The organism is Tsukamurella sp. II2bb, from assembly GCF_057815145.1.
This window is the reverse complement of sequence record NZ_JBYPZI010000010.1, coordinates 61,253-77,485: the sequence shown is the minus strand read 5'-3', so window position 1 is coordinate 77,485 and position 16,233 is coordinate 61,253. Positions and strand designations below refer to the sequence as shown.

Annotated in this window: 15 protein-coding genes; 4 read left to right on the top strand and 11 right to left on the bottom strand. The window is 69.3% G+C overall.

All coding sequences use genetic code 11. The features are described from left to right. Nucleotides 1–60: 60 nt before the first annotated feature. Nucleotides 61–3,645: a chromosome segregation protein SMC gene (gene smc, locus AC21LY_RS20110; RefSeq protein ID WP_489048336.1), complete on the bottom strand. Its 3,585-nt coding sequence runs from the start codon at nt 3,643–3,645 to the stop codon at nt 61–63. Nucleotides 3,646–3,721: 76 nt separating this feature from the next. On the opposite strand from smc, the gene AC21LY_RS20105 reads away from it, so the two are divergent. Beyond that, nucleotides 3,722–5,554, top strand: a complete 1,833-nt coding sequence (locus AC21LY_RS20105) for a hypothetical protein (protein ID WP_489048335.1) — start codon at nt 3,722–3,724, stop codon at nt 5,552–5,554. A 61-nt stretch (nt 5,555–5,615) separates the two neighbouring features. Here the strand turns inward: AC21LY_RS20105 and AC21LY_RS20100 are convergent, their stop codons facing one another. The 8 genes from AC21LY_RS20100 to AC21LY_RS20065 form a co-directional block, all read right to left on the bottom strand. Continuing rightward, nucleotides 5,616–7,094: a glycoside hydrolase family 32 protein gene (locus tag AC21LY_RS20100; protein WP_489048334.1), complete on the bottom strand. Its 1,479-nt coding sequence runs from the start codon at nt 7,092–7,094 to the stop codon at nt 5,616–5,618. A gap of 11 nt (nt 7,095–7,105) precedes the next feature. Further along, entirely contained in the window at nt 7,106–8,407 is a 1,302-nt protein-coding gene (locus AC21LY_RS20095) for an MFS transporter (RefSeq protein WP_489048333.1), read from the bottom strand. A gap of 174 nt (nt 8,408–8,581) precedes the next feature. Further along, complete coding sequence (locus AC21LY_RS20090) at nt 8,582–9,601, bottom strand: LacI family DNA-binding transcriptional regulator (protein WP_489048332.1); 1,020 nt, start codon at nt 9,599–9,601, stop codon at nt 8,582–8,584. Nucleotides 9,602–9,611: 10 nt separating this feature from the next. Then, nucleotides 9,612–10,070, bottom strand: coding sequence for a DUF350 domain-containing protein (locus AC21LY_RS20085; RefSeq protein WP_489048331.1), 459 nt, complete (start codon nt 10,068–10,070; stop codon nt 9,612–9,614). Next, nucleotides 10,067–11,272 carry a glutathionylspermidine synthase family protein gene (locus tag AC21LY_RS20080; RefSeq protein ID WP_489048330.1) on the bottom strand — a complete coding sequence of 402 codons (1,206 nt, stop codon included), beginning with the start codon at nt 11,270–11,272 and terminating at the stop codon, nt 10,067–10,069. The genes AC21LY_RS20085 and AC21LY_RS20080 overlap by 4 nt, the downstream gene beginning before the upstream one ends. Beyond that, complete coding sequence (locus AC21LY_RS20075; protein WP_489048329.1) at nt 11,273–12,103, bottom strand: hypothetical protein; 831 nt, start codon at nt 12,101–12,103, stop codon at nt 11,273–11,275. It lies immediately after the preceding gene. A 3-nt stretch (nt 12,104–12,106) separates the two neighbouring features. Then, nucleotides 12,107–12,388: an acylphosphatase gene (locus AC21LY_RS20070; protein WP_489048328.1), complete on the bottom strand. Its 282-nt coding sequence runs from the start codon at nt 12,386–12,388 to the stop codon at nt 12,107–12,109. Between the two features lie 4 nt (nt 12,389–12,392). Beyond that, a complete protein-coding gene (locus tag AC21LY_RS20065) occupies nt 12,393–12,827 on the bottom strand; it encodes an OsmC family protein (protein ID WP_489048327.1) in 435 nt (144 codons plus the stop codon). A gap of 95 nt (nt 12,828–12,922) precedes the next feature. On the opposite strand from AC21LY_RS20065, the gene AC21LY_RS20060 reads away from it, so the two are divergent. From AC21LY_RS20060 to arr, 3 genes are read left to right on the top strand one after another with little or no spacing between them, the layout of a single operon-like run. Next, nucleotides 12,923–13,459, top strand: a complete 537-nt coding sequence (locus tag AC21LY_RS20060; RefSeq protein ID WP_489048326.1) for a hypothetical protein — start codon at nt 12,923–12,925, stop codon at nt 13,457–13,459. 10 nt (nt 13,460–13,469) lie between these two features. Continuing rightward, nucleotides 13,470–13,958: a DUF1648 domain-containing protein gene (locus tag AC21LY_RS20055; RefSeq protein ID WP_489048325.1), complete on the top strand. Its 489-nt coding sequence runs from the start codon at nt 13,470–13,472 to the stop codon at nt 13,956–13,958. 9 nt (nt 13,959–13,967) lie between these two features. Further along, complete coding sequence (arr, locus tag AC21LY_RS20050) at nt 13,968–14,390, top strand: NAD(+)--rifampin ADP-ribosyltransferase (RefSeq protein ID WP_489048324.1); 423 nt, start codon at nt 13,968–13,970, stop codon at nt 14,388–14,390. Between the two features lie 132 nt (nt 14,391–14,522). On the opposite strand, the gene AC21LY_RS20045 is transcribed toward arr, so the two are convergent. Further along, nucleotides 14,523–14,945: a hypothetical protein gene (locus AC21LY_RS20045; RefSeq protein WP_489048323.1), complete on the bottom strand. Its 423-nt coding sequence runs from the start codon at nt 14,943–14,945 to the stop codon at nt 14,523–14,525. 59 nt (nt 14,946–15,004) lie between these two features. Next, nucleotides 15,005–16,063, bottom strand: coding sequence for a hypothetical protein (locus AC21LY_RS20040; protein ID WP_489048322.1), 1,059 nt, complete (start codon nt 16,061–16,063; stop codon nt 15,005–15,007). Nucleotides 16,064–16,233 lie beyond the last annotated feature (170 nt).

Here is a 16,233-nt window from a genome sequence, read left to right as displayed (position 1 = left end):
CAGACGACCCTCAAAATGGTGTTGGGCGGCACGTCGAACGGAGTGAATTCAGTCGAGTAGCTACGCGGGTAGCGCCCCCAGCTCCTGCCCACGAATCCGCTGGGAGATCACCTGCGTGATCCCATCCCCGCGCATCGACACGCCGTAGAGCGCGTCGGCGACCTCCATCGTCGGCTTTTGGTGTGTGATGACGATCAGCTGGGACTTGTCGCGCAGTTGCTCGAACAGGGAGATCAGGCGGCGCAGGTTGGTGTCGTCCAGCGCCGCTTCGACCTCGTCCATCACATAGAACGGGGACGGCCGCGCGCGGAAGATGGCGACCAGCATCGCGACTGCGGTCAGGGACTTCTCGCCACCGGAGAGCAGCGAGAGCCGCTTGACCTTCTTGCCCGGGGGCCGGGCCTCCACGTCGATACCGGTGGTCAGCATGTCGGCAGGCTCAGTCAGGATCAAGCGCCCCTCGCCACCCGGGAACAGCGTCTTGAACACCTCGACGAACTCGCGCTCCACGTCCACCCACGCCTCGGTGAACAGCTGCAGGATCTGCGCGTCCACCTCGTCGACCACGCTCAGCAGATCCTCGCGGGCCGACTTCACGTCCTCGAGCTGCGTCGAGAGGAAGGTGTAGCGCTCCTCCAGCGCCGCGAACTCCTCGAGCGCCAGCGGGTTCACCCGCCCCAACGTCGCCAGATCTTTCTCCGCGAGCTTCAGCCGCCGCTCCTGCGCCGCTCGCTCGAACGGCAGACCGACCGGCCGCACCACCGTCTCCCCGCGCTCCCGCGCCGCCTCATACTCGGAAAGCTCCAACGCCGACGGAGGCAACGGAACATCGGGCCCGTACTCAGCCACCAGATCGTCCGGCGCCATCCCGAACGACGCCACCACCTGCTCTTCGAGCTGCTCGATCCGCAGCGCCGCCTGCGCCCGCGCCACCTCGTCGCGGTGCACCGCATCCGTCAGCTGGGCCAACCGTGCGGCCAGCGACGAACTCTCCTGCCGCGCCACGTCCAGCGCCCCGGCACGCTCAGCGCGTGTCGCCTCCAACGAGTCCCGGTGCGCTGCGGCACGAGTCACCGCGCGCCCTAACCGTGACGTCACCAGCGCGGCACCCTCCGCCACGGACGCCGCCACCGCAGCCGCCGACAACCGCGCAGCAGCCGCCGCCTCGGCCCGCTCCCGCGCGGCCCGCTCAGCCGCGGCGGCCCGTCGAAGCCCCTCGGCCTTGCCCCGGACTCCGGCCGCACGCTCCTCGGCCGTCCGCCGAGCGAGCCGGGCCTCCATCTCGACCGAACGAGCCACTGCCAGCGCCGCAGCCGCCACGTCCCGCTCGTCCGTCCCCACCGAGACGGACTCGGAGGGCAGCGATTCGGCCAGCCGCAGCCGCTCCTCGTGCTCCACCAGCGCGGCGCGGGTCTCGTCGCGGGAGGACTCGATCCGCGAACGCTGCGCCACTAGCCGCTCGGCCTCGTCGCGCGCACTCCGCGCCGCCTGTCCCAGCCGGGCCAGCTGCTCGTAGATCGCGCCCAGCTGCGCGTCCGACTCGTGCAGCGCCGCCAGCGCCGACTCCGTCACCTCGCGCCGCGACGCCAACTCCTCCACGGCCCCCGCCAGCGCCGCCGATACCGACTCCACCGACCGCCGCGTCTCCCCCAGCGTCGCCTCCGCCGCGTCGATCGCCTTCTGGACCTCCAGCGTCGACTGCCGCGCCGCGGACCCGCCGGTCACCACCGCGTGCGAGATGACGTCACCGTCGGACGTCACGGCCCGCAGCTCCGGCCGCGACGCGACCACCGCCACGGCGTCCGGCACGGACGGGACGAGCACGCACCCGGCCAGCGCCGTCGTCACCGCGCCTTCCAGTTCCGACGGTGCCTCCACGCAGTCCACGGCCCAGACGGCACCGTCGGGCAGCGGTCCTGTAGGGAACGAGCCGGGCGTGACGCCCTCGACGACGACGGACGCCCGCCCACCGTCGGCCTCGCGCAGCGTGGAGATGGCCGAAACGGCGAGATCCCGGGAGCCCGCCGCGACCGCCTCGACCACCGGGCCCAATGCAACCGCTATGGCCTTCTCGTAGCCGGCGCGGATGGACAATCGCGCCGCCACCGCGGCAGACACCCCGTCCACGTGCTCGACGACCCAGGCGGCACCGTCGCCCCGGTCGAGGTTCATCGACAACGCCTCGATCCGCGCGACCAGCGAGGCGACCTTCTGCTCGGCCTCCCGCTCCGCGGCGCGCAGCTCGTCCACCCGCGCGCTTGCGGCGTTGTAGGCGGCGACGCTGCGCTCGTGGTGCTCGTCGAGCGACGCCTCCGAGGCGTCCAGTTCGGCGATCTGCCCCTGCACCTGCTCGAACTCGGCCTCGGCGGCCTCGGCCCGCTCCACGGCCTCCGCGATGGCCGCCGTCAACCGCCCCGACTCCGCCTCCACCGACTCGGCGCGAGTCCGCAGGGTCTCAACCTGGCCGGCCAGGCGCGCGAGCCCCTCCCGACGGTCCGCGATGGCCGCGACCGCGGCCATGTGCGCCTTCTCCGCCTCGCGGGCCGCCTCCTCCCGCGTGGCGAGCTCGTCGGTGGCCTCTTCGAGGATCATGGCGGCCTCCTCGAGAGCCTCCATGAGCTCGGCCTCCTCCTCGGCGACGCGCTCGGCCTCGGCCTCCAGCTCGTCGGGGTCGCGGCCCGGGGCGTGCTGGACGGGCTCGGACAGCAGCCGGGCGCGCTCGGACGCGATGCGCTCGGTCGAGGAGACCCGCTCGGCGAGCGCGGACAGCGAGAACCAGCCCTCGCCCGCGGCCTTCACCGCCGGGTCGAGGGCGGCCACCGCCTCGGAGTGCGATGCGACCAGCGCGTTCGCCTCGTCCAGCTGTTCTGCGACGAGATTCTGCTCCTCGCGCACTGCCGCCTCGTTGCCGCTCTGCTCGGCCAGCTCGGCCCGACGCCGCACCAGGTCGTCGGCCGCCAGCCGGAGCTTGGCGTCCCGGAGATCGGCCTGGATGGTCTGCGCCCGACGGGCCACCTCAGCCTGGCGGCCCAGCGGCTTGAGCTGGCGGCGCAGCTCCGTCGTCAGGTCCGTGAGGCGGGCCAGGTTGGCCTGCATCGAGTCGAGCTTGCGGACCGCCTTCTCCTTGCGGCGACGATGCTTGAGGACTCCGGCCGCCTCCTCGATGAAGGCGCGACGCTCCTCGGGCTTGGACTCGAGGATCGCCGCCAGCTGCCCCTGCCCGACGATGACGTGCATCTCCCGGCCGATGCCGGAATCCGAGAGCAGCTCCTGCACGTCCATCAGGCGGCACTTGGTGCCGTTGATCTCGTACTCACCGGCGCCGTCGCGGAACATGCGCCGCGTGATGGAGACCTCGGAGTAGTCGATGGGCAGGGCACCGTCGGAGTTGTCGATGGTGAGCGTGACCTCGGCGCGGCCCAGCGGCGCGCGGCCGGAGGTGCCGGCGAAGATGACGTCCTCCATCTTGCCGCCGCGGAGCCCCTTGGCCCCCTGCTCCCCCATCACCCAGCGCAGCGCGTCGAGGATGTTCGACTTCCCCGAACCGTTGGGCCCGACGACGCAGGTGATACCCGGTTCGAGGCGCAGAGTCGTCGCCGAAGCGAAGGACTTGAAGCCCTTCAGCGTCAGCGACTTGAGATACACGGCTGTCAACCTTACTCGGCCCGGTCGGGCATGTTGCGCGGGCGCGAGCGGGGCCGAGCCAATACGCTGGCGAACGATGAGCAACCGCCGGAAGAACGCGCCTCGGGCGAACCGCCACCTCCACAGCGTTTCCGCCCGCGATCAGAACGTCCCGGAAAACCAGCCGCTGATCCAGATGCTCAGGCCGGCGCTGCGCACCGGTGACCCGATCGACTTCCTCATGACGATCAGCGCCCTGATCGCGGCGACGCGGCCCGCGCAGTTCCCCTGGCAAGCGAAACCGTCGACGCCCACCCTGACCATGCTGGTCGAGAGCTTCATCGGCGTGCCCTTACGCGAGACGACGGCCGCGCTCCGCGTGGTCCGGGAGCTGATCGACGATGACACGACCCGCGACACCATCGACGCCGAGCTGGCGACTCGGCGTCAACCGGTCCCGCCGTGGGCCACGGGGCTGCCGGAAACGACCGTGACGGGGGTGCTGAACTCGGTCGAAGAGCTCGGCGACGGGGAGAACGTCACGATCGGCGTGCGCATCCCCGGCGCGCCGCCGCTCAGCATCGTCGCATTCATCGATCACAACCTCGGCTCCGCAGTGAAGGACGCGTTCCCCTTCCCAGGAGACCTCGCAGAATTCGCGGCGACGACGCGCCGCTACGCCGGCGACGACCTGACCGTCGGACCCCTCGATCCTGCCACTGCCCGCGCGCGGCTCGTCGATGCGCTGGAGCGCACCGACATGGTCCTGGGCATTCCCGATTCCGAGACCTGGCCGCAGACCCGTCCGTGGCTCGAGTGGCTGATCCGCCTGCTTCCCGAGGGCGGACACGACACCGTCCTCGACGACTGGGACGATGCCGCTATCGAACGGTTGGTCCAGAGGTTCAGCCAGTCCCCCGAGGCGAAGAAACTGCGGTTCCGCAACACGCGAACGATGGCCGAGACGCTCTGCTGGGTGCACGGCGACGACCCGACGCGCTGGAGCCCCGTCGTCGTCGAGATCCTGCTCGCGGACACGTTGCCGCGCAAAGTACTCGACAACGCGGCAACCATGAAACGGTACCCGGCGCTCATTCGCGCCTTCATCCGCTTCTGCCACCGCGAGAAGGGCATCTCCGAGGAGTCGACCAACGCCACGCTCGGGGCCGTCGACCAGTACGAGCCCGAGTTCCTCGCCGCCGTCAACGGTGAGACCGGCGACAATGATCCGCTCGGCGCTTATCTCAGTGCCGCGCTGGCGGACGGGCGGGATCCCACCGAGGTCATGGACTCGCTCATCGGGCGGCGCATCGACGACCTCGACTACGAGACCGAGCACGGCACCGGCCCGGTCGAGACGCGGCGCGAGGCGGCGATGCGCGAGGCGATGGCCTCGATCGACGTTCTCATGCTCGAGGTCCTGGACCGCAGCGTCGGGGGCAGGCCGGCGCTCCTGACCTTGACCGACGCGCCTCTCCCCGACCACGAGATCGACTGGGCCGGCATCCCGGACGATGTCCGCGAGACCGTCGCAGACGTGGCCCGACGGTGCGACGACGTTGCCGTCCGGCTCTTCGACATCGAGCACCGGTCGGCGATGCGCCTGTTCCTGGAGCGCACCGCGCGGCATGATCCCGACATCTTCCGCCGCCGGTGCTCGCCCGCCCGGGCCGCCGCCGCGATCGCCTGGGTGATCACACGCGCCAACGACTCCGCCGGGACGTCGGGGGCGAAGTACACCGTGCAGGAGCTGCTCGCGGAGTTCGACGTCAAGGGCGGTATCTCACAACGCGCGGTGCCCTTCCTCCGGGCGAACGGGGTCGACCCGCTCGACGGGAGCAATCTGGGGACGTCCGATCTGCTCACCGCACGGCGCCGTCGCCGGATCATCGCGGAACGTGACATGCGGACGGCCCGGTTGAACGGCTGACCGCCAAACGACCGCGCCCGGCGTCGCACCCACGCTCGGGGCGCGACGCCGGGCGGTGCGCTCAGTTCTCCCAGATGGACCGGAGCCGATGGGCGGTGGCCCGCGTGAACCGCGCGGTACCCGATTCGGCGAACAGGATCGCCGAGCGCACGCCCTCGCCGAGGAAGACCAGCGAGCTCACGCACTCCGAGCCGTCACCGACGAAGACCTCGACCGATCCCCGGTCCACGATCACGCGCAGCTGCAGCACGTCACCGTCGAACGGCGCCGCCCGGTAGCCGCGCTCCCCGTATCCGGCGCGCCGGCGGTCGATCAGCACGCGCTGCGCGAGATCGTCATAGGCGATGAGGATCTCGTTGCCGGTGTTGGTGCGCAGCACCAGGCCGACGCGCTCCGCGTCACCGTCGGACAGTGAGACGGTGAGTTCGATGTCGGCGGCATCGAGGTCGGGAAGGAGCGTCAGCTCCTCGTCGCGCCCGATCGTCACGTCCCCGAGGTCGACGGTGGCCGTGCGCAGCTGAGCGAACTCGGCCACCGGCATCGAGCGCACCCGGAGGTCATCGGCGAGCGTGAGCTCCCGCGCCACGGTGAGCTGGCCGCACCACGAGTCGCGCTGCGAGACGATCGGGTGATCGAACCCGCCCATCCAGCCGAAGGCGATGCGCCGTCCGTCCGGTGCGGTGAAGCTCTGCGGCGCGTAGTAGTTGCCGCCCCAGTCCGCGGGCCGGTAGTCGGTGAGCTGGACGAAGTCCTGGCCGGGAGCCCAGTCCCCCACCACGTAGCCGGCGTTGTGCCCGTTGCGCAGGCCGTAGCCCTGCGGCTTCGGACCCATCGGGCAGTACACGATGACCCACTTGTCGCCGAGGGGGAACATGTCCGGGCACTCGAGCATGAAGGCGTTCGGGTCCGGATCGCGGAAGACGACGCGGTCGAACTCCCACGCGGCACCGTCGGTGGAGGTGTAGAGCCAGACCTCGCCGCGCTCGTCGGCCGAGCACACGCCGAAGACCATGTACCAGGTCTCGCCCATGCGCCAGACCTTCGGATCCCGGAAGTGCGGCAGCTCCGGCGGACCGGTGACGACCACGCCCTCCTTGACGAAGGTGATCGCGTCCGTGGACCGCGCGACGCACTGGACCTGGAGGTTGCCCTCGTCCTCGTTCACGCCGTTGCGCCAGCGATGGCCGGTGTAGAAGACGACCAGGTCGTCGCCGTCGACGATCGCCGACCCGGAGAAGACGCCGTCGCGGTCCTCCCCGAGGCTGGGCGCCAGCGCGATCGGCTCGTGCCGCCAGGTGACCAGGTCCGCGCTGGAGACGTGGCCCCAGTGCATCGGGCCCCACTTCGCGCTGTACGGATGGTGCTGGAAGTACACGTGGTAGCGACCGCCGAAGTAGCACAGGCCGTTCGGGTCGTTGATCCAGCCGGCGTTCGCGGCGATGTGGGTCAGCGGGTACCACCGGTCCCCACGTCCCGCGGCCAGTGCGGCCACTGCGGCCTCGGCGCGCGCCAGCTCGGCTTCCATGGTCACTCCTGTCATGTCCCTGCCCGTCATGCGCCGGCCTTCGCGGTGTCGAGGGGCTCCTGGCCGTCCCGGTAGAACGGATCGCCGTCGACCTCTTCGTCGTCCTTCTTCAGGATGAGGTAGCCGACGGTGCTGGCGACCGCGACGATGCCGGAGATGATGAAGAACGTGGTCTGGTAGCCCATGGCGTCACGCAGCGCGCCCAGCGGCGGCGAGAGGATGACCACGCCCACCTGCGAGGCGATCTGGAAGCCCACCATGTACAGCGTGGCGGACAGCTTCGAGTTGAAGTGCAGCGTGAAGTAGCGGAAGACGCCGAGGATGCACAGCGGCACCTCGAGGGCGTGGAACATCTTGACGATCGAGACCATGATCGGGTCGCTGAAGATCGCGGTGCCCAGGATGCGCAGCGTCATCACGGTGAAGCCGAGCAGCAGGACGTTCCGCACACCCACCTTGCGCATGATGATCGGGACGACGCCCATCATGGCGGCCTCCAGGAACACCTGGACCGAGTTGAGCACGCCGTACACCTGCTCGCCCTGCTTCACATCGCCGAAGAGGTGGGTGTAGAAGTCGGGGAACATCTGCTGGTCGTAGACGGTGTAGAAGGTCCAGGTGCACAGGACGATCAGGATGACCTTCCACAGCCGGCCCATCTTCAGCAGCGCGACCATCTCGCTCAGGGACGGCGTGCTCGGCTCGACGTGCATCGCCGCCTCGGCCGGGGTCTCGTCCTTCCAGAAGATCTGGACCAGCAGGCAGGCGATACCGAAGGCGGAGCCGACCATGAAGTTCAGGTGCGGGTCGATCGAGAACAGGAAACCGGCCACCAGGGCGACGATCGCGTAGCCGAAGGAGCCCCACATGCGGGCCTGACCGTACTCGAAGCCGAATCGACGGCTCGTGCGCTCACTGACGGCCTCGAGCAGGCCCGCGGCGGCGAGGAAGCCGAAGGAGAGGTAGATGGCGCCGACGACCACGCCCACCATGAAAGAGCTCTTGAGCAGCGGCTCGTAGACGAAGATGAAGAACGGGCCGATCAGGGCCATCGCCACCGAGGCGAGGATCACCAGGTGCCGTTTGAGCCCGAGCTTGTCCTGCACCGTGCCGTACACGAACATCACGATCAGTGCGGCGATCGAGTTGGTGGAGTACACCGTGCCCTGCTCAGCGCCGGTGAGGCCGAGGCCGCCCTCCTCCGGGCTCTTGAGGAGCCACGGGGAGAAGAACGACCACCAGATGCCCCAGGAGCCGAAGAACAGTAGGAAGGTGACCGAAGAATGTAGGTAGGCCCTGTTCTTCAAGGCCTGGGTGAACGATGCCATGTGGGTGTTCCAAACTCTCGCTGTGATACAGCCGACCGCCGTCGCCTGAATGTGACGAAGACTACATCGGTGAACGCACGCTGACAAGGGGTTAAACGATTTAGTGAAACGATTTATCAGCTAGCTCGCGCCGGCCCCGGCATCCTTCTCACTCCCGCGGACGACGGCGGCGGCTCAGCGGAGCGCGATCGAACCCCGCTCCACGAGCTCCATCGGCACCTCGTGGACGACAGGGGCCAGATCGCCAGCGACCAGCAGGTCGACCGCGCGGGCACCCATCTCGCGGTGGGGCAGGGCGACCGATGTCAGCCCAGGACGCATCCAACCGGCCAGCTGGGAATCGTCGAAGGCGATCACTGAAACATCCTGCGGCACAGACAGTCCGGCGTCAGTGAGGGCCTGGTACGCCCCGAAGGCCGTACGGTCGTTCGCGCAGATCAGCGCCGAGGGGCGCGTCGACCGCAGCAGCCCGGACACCACCCGGTAGCCCTCCTCCGGGATCCACTCGCACTCGATGACGCTCGCGAGTTCGACACCGGCCGTCGCGAGCTCCTCCTCGATCCCCCGCAACCGCCGATGACCCGCGTAGATGCCGTCGGGATGCAGCGCGGAGATCTGCCGGCCGCCGACGTGGTGGATTCCGTCGCGGTGCCCCGCCGCGAGGATCGCGGCGGCGGCGGTCCGCCCCGCGATCAGCTCCTCGGGGATCACCGCCGGCCCCGTGAGCTCGTCCGGCAGGCAGTTGAGGAAGACGTGCGGGACCGTGCTCAGACGCGCGGGCGGCACGACCTCGCGGGTGTACATCGCGCCGTACATGAGCCCGTCCACCCGACGGTCCAACATCGCCTCCACGAGGTCCGCACCGTCGGAGGAGTAGTCCTCGGTCTCCGCGAGGATCACCATCCGCGACGTCGCCGACGCCTCTTCGATGGCCCCCCGCACCATGTAGCCGGCGTAGGGCTCGGAGCCGATCGTGTCGGAGACGAGCCCGAGCGTCATCGTCGACTGCGCCCGCAGGCTCCGGGCGGCGAGGTCGGGCCGGTACCCGAGCCGCTCGCTCGCGGCCCGCACGCGGTCGGCGGTGGCCTCGGTGATCCGCACGCCCTCCCGGCCGGACAGCACGAAGGACACCGTCGTCACCGAGACGCCCGCCTCGCGCGCGACGTCGGCGAGGGTGACGCGGTGCGGTCTCACGACGCGGCCGTCAGAGCACTGCCATCGCCACGATCAGGCCGAGCGCGACGTGCGAGGCGGCGATGACGCGGGCCTGGGGCAGGAAGTGTTCGGAGTACATGAGCTCGTCCATGTCGACGCCCGTGACCAGGTCGAGGACCCGCACGCACACGATCTGCACGACGATCCCGACGATGCCGTAGACCAGCGAGTAGACCAGGCCCGCCCACAGGTCGCCACCGCCGGTGTAGTTCGCGTAGATCGCGACGACGATGATGAAGGCCATCGAGAGCATCCCGGCCGCCGTGATGTACGTGGCGTTGGGCTTGCCCGCCTTCACCAGATCGCGCAGCTTACCGGGCGTCGAGAGATCCACGGCGTAGAAGCCGGCGACCATCAGGACCAGGCCGACGAGGGCGTACAGGGCGATCGCGCCGACGCCCTTGCCCAGGGTGCCCACGTCTGCAGCGGCGAGGAGGGTCGTGTTCATGATGCGGTCGTGCCTTTCGGAGTGATGCGGTGCGGGATGAAGGCGGCACCGTCGTCGGTGATGAGGCCGGAGGTCTCGCGGATGCCGATGCCGGCGGCCTCGTCGCCGACGACCCAGGCGCCGATCACGGGGCGATAGCCGTCGAACTCGGGCAGCGGGTCGAACATCTGGTACACGTAGCCCTCGGCGCCGTAGACGCCGCCGGTGGCCGTCTCCCGGCCCCCGTCCACGATCGTGAGGTTCGCGCCCTCCCGGCCGAGCTTGGGCTTCTTCACGTACTCGGTGAGGAAGCCGGGGCTGTCGATGTAGGCGGGCAACAGATTCGGGTGGTCGGGGTACATCTCCCAGAGCACCGCGAGGATCGCCTTGTTGGACAGGATCGCCTTCCACAGCGGTTCGATCCAGGTGGTCGCGGGGAGGGATTCGACGACCCGCCTACCGAAGTCGTCCTCGAGGATCCACTCCCACGGGTAGAGCTTGAACACCGAGTGGATCGGGGCGTCCTCGAGGTCGACGAAGGTCTTCAGGTCGTGGTCCCAGCCGATGTCCTCGATGGGCAGGCCGACGGTGTCGAAGCCGGCCTCGGCGGCCGTCTCCTGCAGGTAGCCGGTGGTCACGTGGTCCTCGCCCGTCGCGTCCGCGCCGGACCAGGTGAAGTGCAGCTCCGACGGCGGGATCAGGTTCCGGACTTCGCCCCAGCGTGCGACCAGCGACTCGTGCAGCGAGTTCCACTGGTCGTAGCCGCCGTCGTCCCAGGAGCGCTTGTCGGGCGCGGTGTCCTGGAACCAGTACCACTGGACCACGGCCGCTTCGAGCAGCGAGGTGGGCGTATCGGCGTTGTACTCCAACAGTTTCGCGGGGCGCCGACCGTCGTAGCGCAGGTCGAAGCGGCCGTAGACGTGCGGGTCCTGCCGCTTCCACGACTCCTCGATCGGACCCCAGGCCCATTCGGGAATCCCGAAGTCGCGGTAGCGCTCCGTGAGGATCACGTTCTCGACGGCCTTGAGGCACATCGAGTGCAGAACCTCGACCTGCGCCTCGAGGGAGAGCACCTCGTCCATGTCGAACTCGTAGAAGACGGACTCGTCCCAGTAGTTCCGGCTGTCGCCGGCTCCGTCGCGCGCAGGGGTGCCGAACACCAGCCCCTGCGATTCGACGGTGCTCTGCCAACCCGCGCGGGGCGTTCCCCGCATGCGCCGCATCTACGACCCGCTCGATCCGGAGCCGCCCTTGGAGCCGCCCCCCTTGCTGGAGGTACCGAGCCCGCCACGGTCGATGTTCTTGCCGCTCGAGCCGCTGTTGCTGCCCGCGTTCGTGTTTCCCGACCCGCTGCCCGTGCCCTTGCCGCCCGATCCGGCGGCGGGCGGCGCGGCCTTGCCTGCCGCGTTGGTCTGGCCGTTGGAACCGAAGGACGTGGTCTTGCCCGGATCCACTGCGGTGCCCGACGAGGTGCGGAAAGCGGTGTTGGGCGGGCGATCGAAGCTGCCGCCGGTGATGTGGCCGTTGCTGACGGTGCCGCCGTAGTTGTACCGGTAGCTCATGCCGTTGAGGAGGATGAAGCCGGTCACCGGGTTGTAGGTGCCGCGCGAGCAGTAGTCGTCGGAGACCACCTGCTCGTTGCCCGTGGTGCAGTACGCGGTCTGCGTGCTGACGTTGCGCGCACCGTCGTTGTCCGGGATCGCCACGTACAGCAGCGCGATCGCGCCCACGACACCGACGCCGACGCCGGCACCGATCATCTGCTTGCGCCGCCGGCTCTTCTTCGCCGCCGCGGCAGCGGCCTCCGCGGCCTGGCGCTGCTCGTCCTCGGCCCGCTGGCGCTGCGCCCGCTGCCGGGCCCGGGCCTCCGCCACCGTCTCCGGGCGGGCGCTGGTGTTCTCGTCCTGCTGCCGGATCCGTCCCGGACGCCGCGATGGTTCGACGGTGCCGGGCGGGTTCAGCTGCGGATGCAACCCGGGGACGGGCGGCATGTGGTTCGACTCCGGCCCGGGGACCTCGCCCACCGGACGGTTCTCAGGAACGGGCGGCTGCATGCCTCACCTCTCCTCGAACGACGGGAGCCCACCTCGTGCGGGCCCGAACAGTTCCACGACCAGATCGACCCTGCCCGGAGTCTCCCCCGACCACAGGCGTCGGAGCAAAGTCTCGCATGCGGACCGTGCGCCCTCGACCACGACGCGGACGCGCCCATCGGGCTGGTTGGCAGCGTATCCCAGGAGCCCCAGTTCCAGGGCCTGAGTCTTCGTCCAGTACCGGAACCCGACGCCCTGGACGTACCCGTGCACCCACGCCGTCATCCGGGTCTGCTCCTCGGGCACGGGACTACTCCGAGGTGATCTCGAGATTGACGACGGTGCCCGCCTTGAGCGTGCGCCCGACGGTGCACACCTGGTCGACGGCGCGCCGGGCCACGGTGATGAGGCGCTCCCGCCCGGCCTCGTCGAGCTCCGAGAGGTCCAACTCGAGGATCTCGTTGAGCTCGGGATAGACCTCGTTCTCCCGGTCCGCGTCGCCGGAGACGCGCACGGTCGCGTCGTAGTCGTCACCGAGGCGGCGCGCGAGCACGTGGTCGGTGGACATCCCGCTGCAGGCTGCGAGCGCGATCTTCAGGAGCTCACCGGGGGTGAAGACGCCCTCCACGTCCACCGAACCCACCAGCACCTCCGCGCCCCGCGAACTGCGGCCGGTGTAGCGACGCACGCCGGTGCGCTCGACCCAGAGTTCGGTGGACGGTGCCTGCGCGTTCGTATCGGCCATACCGTCCAATCTACGGCAGCCGGGTCCGCCGCCGGCGCCCACTCCGGACGGCGTCCGGACGCCCCGTCGGCCACCCGAACGGTAGATTCGACGGTATGCGCGCGCGATGGTTGTCGTTCCTCGGGACGGTCATCGCCTACGCGGCGGCATCGGTCTGGGCGGCGGTGTCCGGCCCGGACCCCTTCCCGACGCACTTCGACCTGTCCGGACGGCCGCTGACCTGGGGCGCGCGGACCGACGCGATCGTCGCGCACGCCGCCATCGCCGCAGGGATCGCGGCGCTCTTCGCGGCGCTCGCGCTGGTCATGCCGCGGATCCCCGCCTCGCTCATCCGCACGCCGCGCCGCGACTACTGGCTCGATCCTGCGCACCGGCCACGCTTCGACGCCATCGCCTCGGGCTATCTGCTCTGGCTGGGTGGGCTCGTGCTGCTCCAGCGCGCCGCGACGATCGGCGTGACGATCATCGACGTCGGCGAGACCGCCGCCAAGGCGACGCTGCTGGTCCTGTTCATCCTCGCCGGCGTGGGTTCGGTCGGCTACCTGATCTGGGTTCTCGCCCATCCGCCGCAGCGCTCCGTCACTGCGCGAGGCAATCGGTACGACTCCGGTAGGAGTCGTTCGCACCGGTAAGATCGACCCCATGCGGCCTCGCTGGTGGATCTTCGTCGGCGCGCTCGTTCTGTGCGTCGCCTCCCTGGCGTGGGCGGCCGCATCCGGCCCCGACCCGTTCCCCGTCCACTGGGACGGCAGCGGCACGGCTGACTCCTGGAAACCGCGCGGCACGGCGATCGCGACACTCACCGCTTCTGCGGGCGCCGTCGCGGCCCTGCTCGGAGTGCTCGCGGCGTGCACATCCGCCATCCCCGACCGACTGATCAATCTGCCGCCATCCGCACGTGCCTACTGGCTCACGCCGGAGAACAGGCCAGGGCTCGACGCGCTCCTGCAACGCTTCCTGCTCGTGGTCGGTACAGGCGTACTGCTCCTCCTCGCGGTCTCCGTCGTCGGTGCGATCGTGGGCCCGGGCGGCAATCGTGTACTCGGCGTCGGAATCTGGGTGATGCTGGGCGTCGTCGCGCTCAGCGCCGGCCACCTGCTGTGGCGACTCGTCCGCCCGCCGGGCCGGTAATCTGGGCCCATGAGCGCCGCATCGGAAACCGGACCGTTCTTCCACGGCACCACCGCCGAACTCCGCACCGGAGATCTGCTCACACCGGGCTTCACCTCCAACTACCGCCCCGACGTGGTCATGAACCACATCTACTTCACGGCCCTGCGCGACGGTGCCGGGCTCGCTGCGGAGCTCGCCTCCGAACTCAAGTCCGACGGTGCCTCCCCGCACGTCTACGAGGTCGAGCCCACCGGTGACTTCGAGGACGACCCGAACGTCACCGACAAGAGGTTTCCCGGCAACCCCACCCGCTCCTACCGCAGCACCGCTCCCCTGCGGATCGTCGCCGAGATCCACGACTGGACCCGCCTGACGCCCGAGGCGCTGCAGATGTGGCGCGACACCCTGATCTCGAAGGCGCCCACCGACCGCGGCGAGATCATCAACTGACTCCGGTCGTCCTGCAGGGCATTCGACTGTTGATCGAAGGGTTGCTGGCCGCCGACCGTGGTGGGTCGAATCCGCGCCGGCGGGCCGCCGGGGCCCGGCCGGCGCGGATTCGACGTGTTCGCACGGTGCAGGTCACGCGCCGTCAGGATGCGGCGTGTCCACCTTCGGAGGCGGCGACGGGTGGTTGATCGTCGGCTGCGGCAGGTCGTCGGTGGCCTTGCGGGTCGCTTCCTGCCCCTGCCCCATGATCGATTCGGCCGCGCCGGTCGTCGAGGTGGGGTCGTTGGCCACGGGCCCCTGCTTGTCGGCCGCCGACGTGAGCGCCTCGCTCACGGACGAGACGAAGCCGAAGAGGTCGGCCAGTTCGGGTGCGGTCTCGCGCACGATCTTCGGATCACGCACCCAGCTGTCCGGAGCCGGCTGTGCGGGATCGTGCGGCGCTACGGTCGCCGCCTCGGTCGGCGATGCGGGCAGGTACCCGACGATGCCCGTCTGCGTCGACCGGGCGGAACTCGATGCGGACTTGGCGAGGTCGAAGATGTTCTCGAAAACCATGCTCTGTCTCCGTTTCTGCAGGTGATGTCTGCGAGTGATGTATGAATCGGCCCGGCGGTCTACGCGTAGTGCTGGCGCGGACGCGCGAACGACTGGCTACGGTTGCCGATCGCCTCGTCGGCGAAGATGACGTGATCGACGTCCAGCGATGAAACGGTCTCCGCCACCCCCTTGGGGCGGTAGCCCTCGGCCGGAACGAGGTTGAGGCTGCGGATGTCCTGGGCGATCACGGTGGCAGTGTCCGGCGGGGTGGACTGCGGCGGCTTCTGCTGCACGGGAACGGGTTCAGGGTACTGCAGCGCCACGAACCCACCGAAGTTGATCGGCAGTTCGTAGACGTACTGCTGGATCTGGCGACGCTGGGTCGCCATCGTCTCCACGCGGGTCCCCGGACCGATGTCGCCGGATACGCTCGACCGCGATGTCCACGAGGTCGTGATCTCACCCTCGATGAATCCCATCATGCGCAAGAGGATTTCGGTGGCAAGAGTTCGCGATCCCGTCGATGTTCCGGTGGTCTTGGCACCCGCGGTGTCGGTGACCTCGACCTGCACCTTGGTGTCGACCTGGGTTCCGATGTTGTCCTTGTGGTCGTGCGCGATGAACGTGCTCGACATCAGCTGAGCCAGGCTCTTCTCCACGCTCTGCTCGAGCGCCGACGACTCCTCCGAGGTCACCTCGTCATGCAGAGTCAGGTCGACCTCGCCCTCCAGGTGCCACCGGAACGTATTCGAGATCGTGAATTCAATCGAGTCCTCGAAGGACCGAACCGACGCCGCAGAGCGGTTCTCGTAGGCCCGTGCGGAGAGCACGTCGGCCGGCGGCTGGATGATGTCGGCCCGCTCCTCGACGAGCGGCGCTCCGAGATTCATGTAGGCGTTCCACCCTCGGTCCGCGGCCGTCGGCCCGGAGTAGTTACCGAAGGTGGTCTCGTTGATCGACAGCCCTTCGGGGGCGACCGTCACGGACTTGCCGTCGCGGAGGAAGTTGAACTTGAGGCCGTCCAAGTTGAGCACCGAGGCGACGACATCGTCGGTTATCCCCAGCTCAGCAAGGTTGGTCGGCGTGATGAGACGGCGTTTCGCGGCATCGATATCGGACGTGGGGATCTGTGGCATCTTCTCACCTTCAGTCGGATGGAACGGGTCACTTGGACGGACCGACAGGCGCCGACCCGGAACAGATGTCCTCTCCGCCACGACGGTGCCCAGCGATAGGGACGACGACGCTGGACTCGCGACACGGTCGGCCACCCGCCCTCGACGTTCACACACCACGCACGTCGAGG

Excerpts from the sequence above, each read along its gene's own strand:
- AC21LY_RS20085 (WP_489048331.1), bottom strand. The coding sequence starts at position 10,070 with ATGAACACGACCCTCCTCGCCGCTGCAGACGTGGGCACCCTGGGCAAG.
- AC21LY_RS20105 (WP_489048335.1), top strand. The coding sequence starts at position 3,722 with ATGAGCAACCGCCGGAAGAACGCGCCTCGGGCGAACCGCCACCTCCAC.
- AC21LY_RS20045 (WP_489048323.1), bottom strand. The coding sequence starts at position 14,945 with ATGGTTTTCGAGAACATCTTCGACCTCGCCAAGTCCGCATCGAGTTCC.
- AC21LY_RS20075 (WP_489048329.1), bottom strand. The coding sequence starts at position 12,103 with ATGCAGCCGCCCGTTCCTGAGAACCGTCCGGTGGGCGAGGTCCCCGGG.
- AC21LY_RS20060 (WP_489048326.1), top strand. The coding sequence starts at position 12,923 with ATGCGCGCGCGATGGTTGTCGTTCCTCGGGACGGTCATCGCCTACGCG.
- AC21LY_RS20040 (WP_489048322.1), bottom strand. The coding sequence starts at position 16,063 with ATGCCACAGATCCCCACGTCCGATATCGATGCCGCGAAACGCCGTCTC.
- AC21LY_RS20095 (WP_489048333.1), bottom strand. The coding sequence starts at position 8,407 with ATGGCATCGTTCACCCAGGCCTTGAAGAACAGGGCCTACCTACATTCT.
- AC21LY_RS20080 (WP_489048330.1), bottom strand. The coding sequence starts at position 11,272 with ATGCGGCGCATGCGGGGAACGCCCCGCGCGGGTTGGCAGAGCACCGTC.
- AC21LY_RS20100 (WP_489048334.1), bottom strand. The coding sequence starts at position 7,094 with ATGACAGGAGTGACCATGGAAGCCGAGCTGGCGCGCGCCGAGGCCGCA.
- AC21LY_RS20055 (WP_489048325.1), top strand. The coding sequence starts at position 13,470 with ATGCGGCCTCGCTGGTGGATCTTCGTCGGCGCGCTCGTTCTGTGCGTC.
- arr (WP_489048324.1), top strand. The coding sequence starts at position 13,968 with ATGAGCGCCGCATCGGAAACCGGACCGTTCTTCCACGGCACCACCGCC.
- AC21LY_RS20065 (WP_489048327.1), bottom strand. The coding sequence starts at position 12,827 with ATGGCCGATACGAACGCGCAGGCACCGTCCACCGAACTCTGGGTCGAG.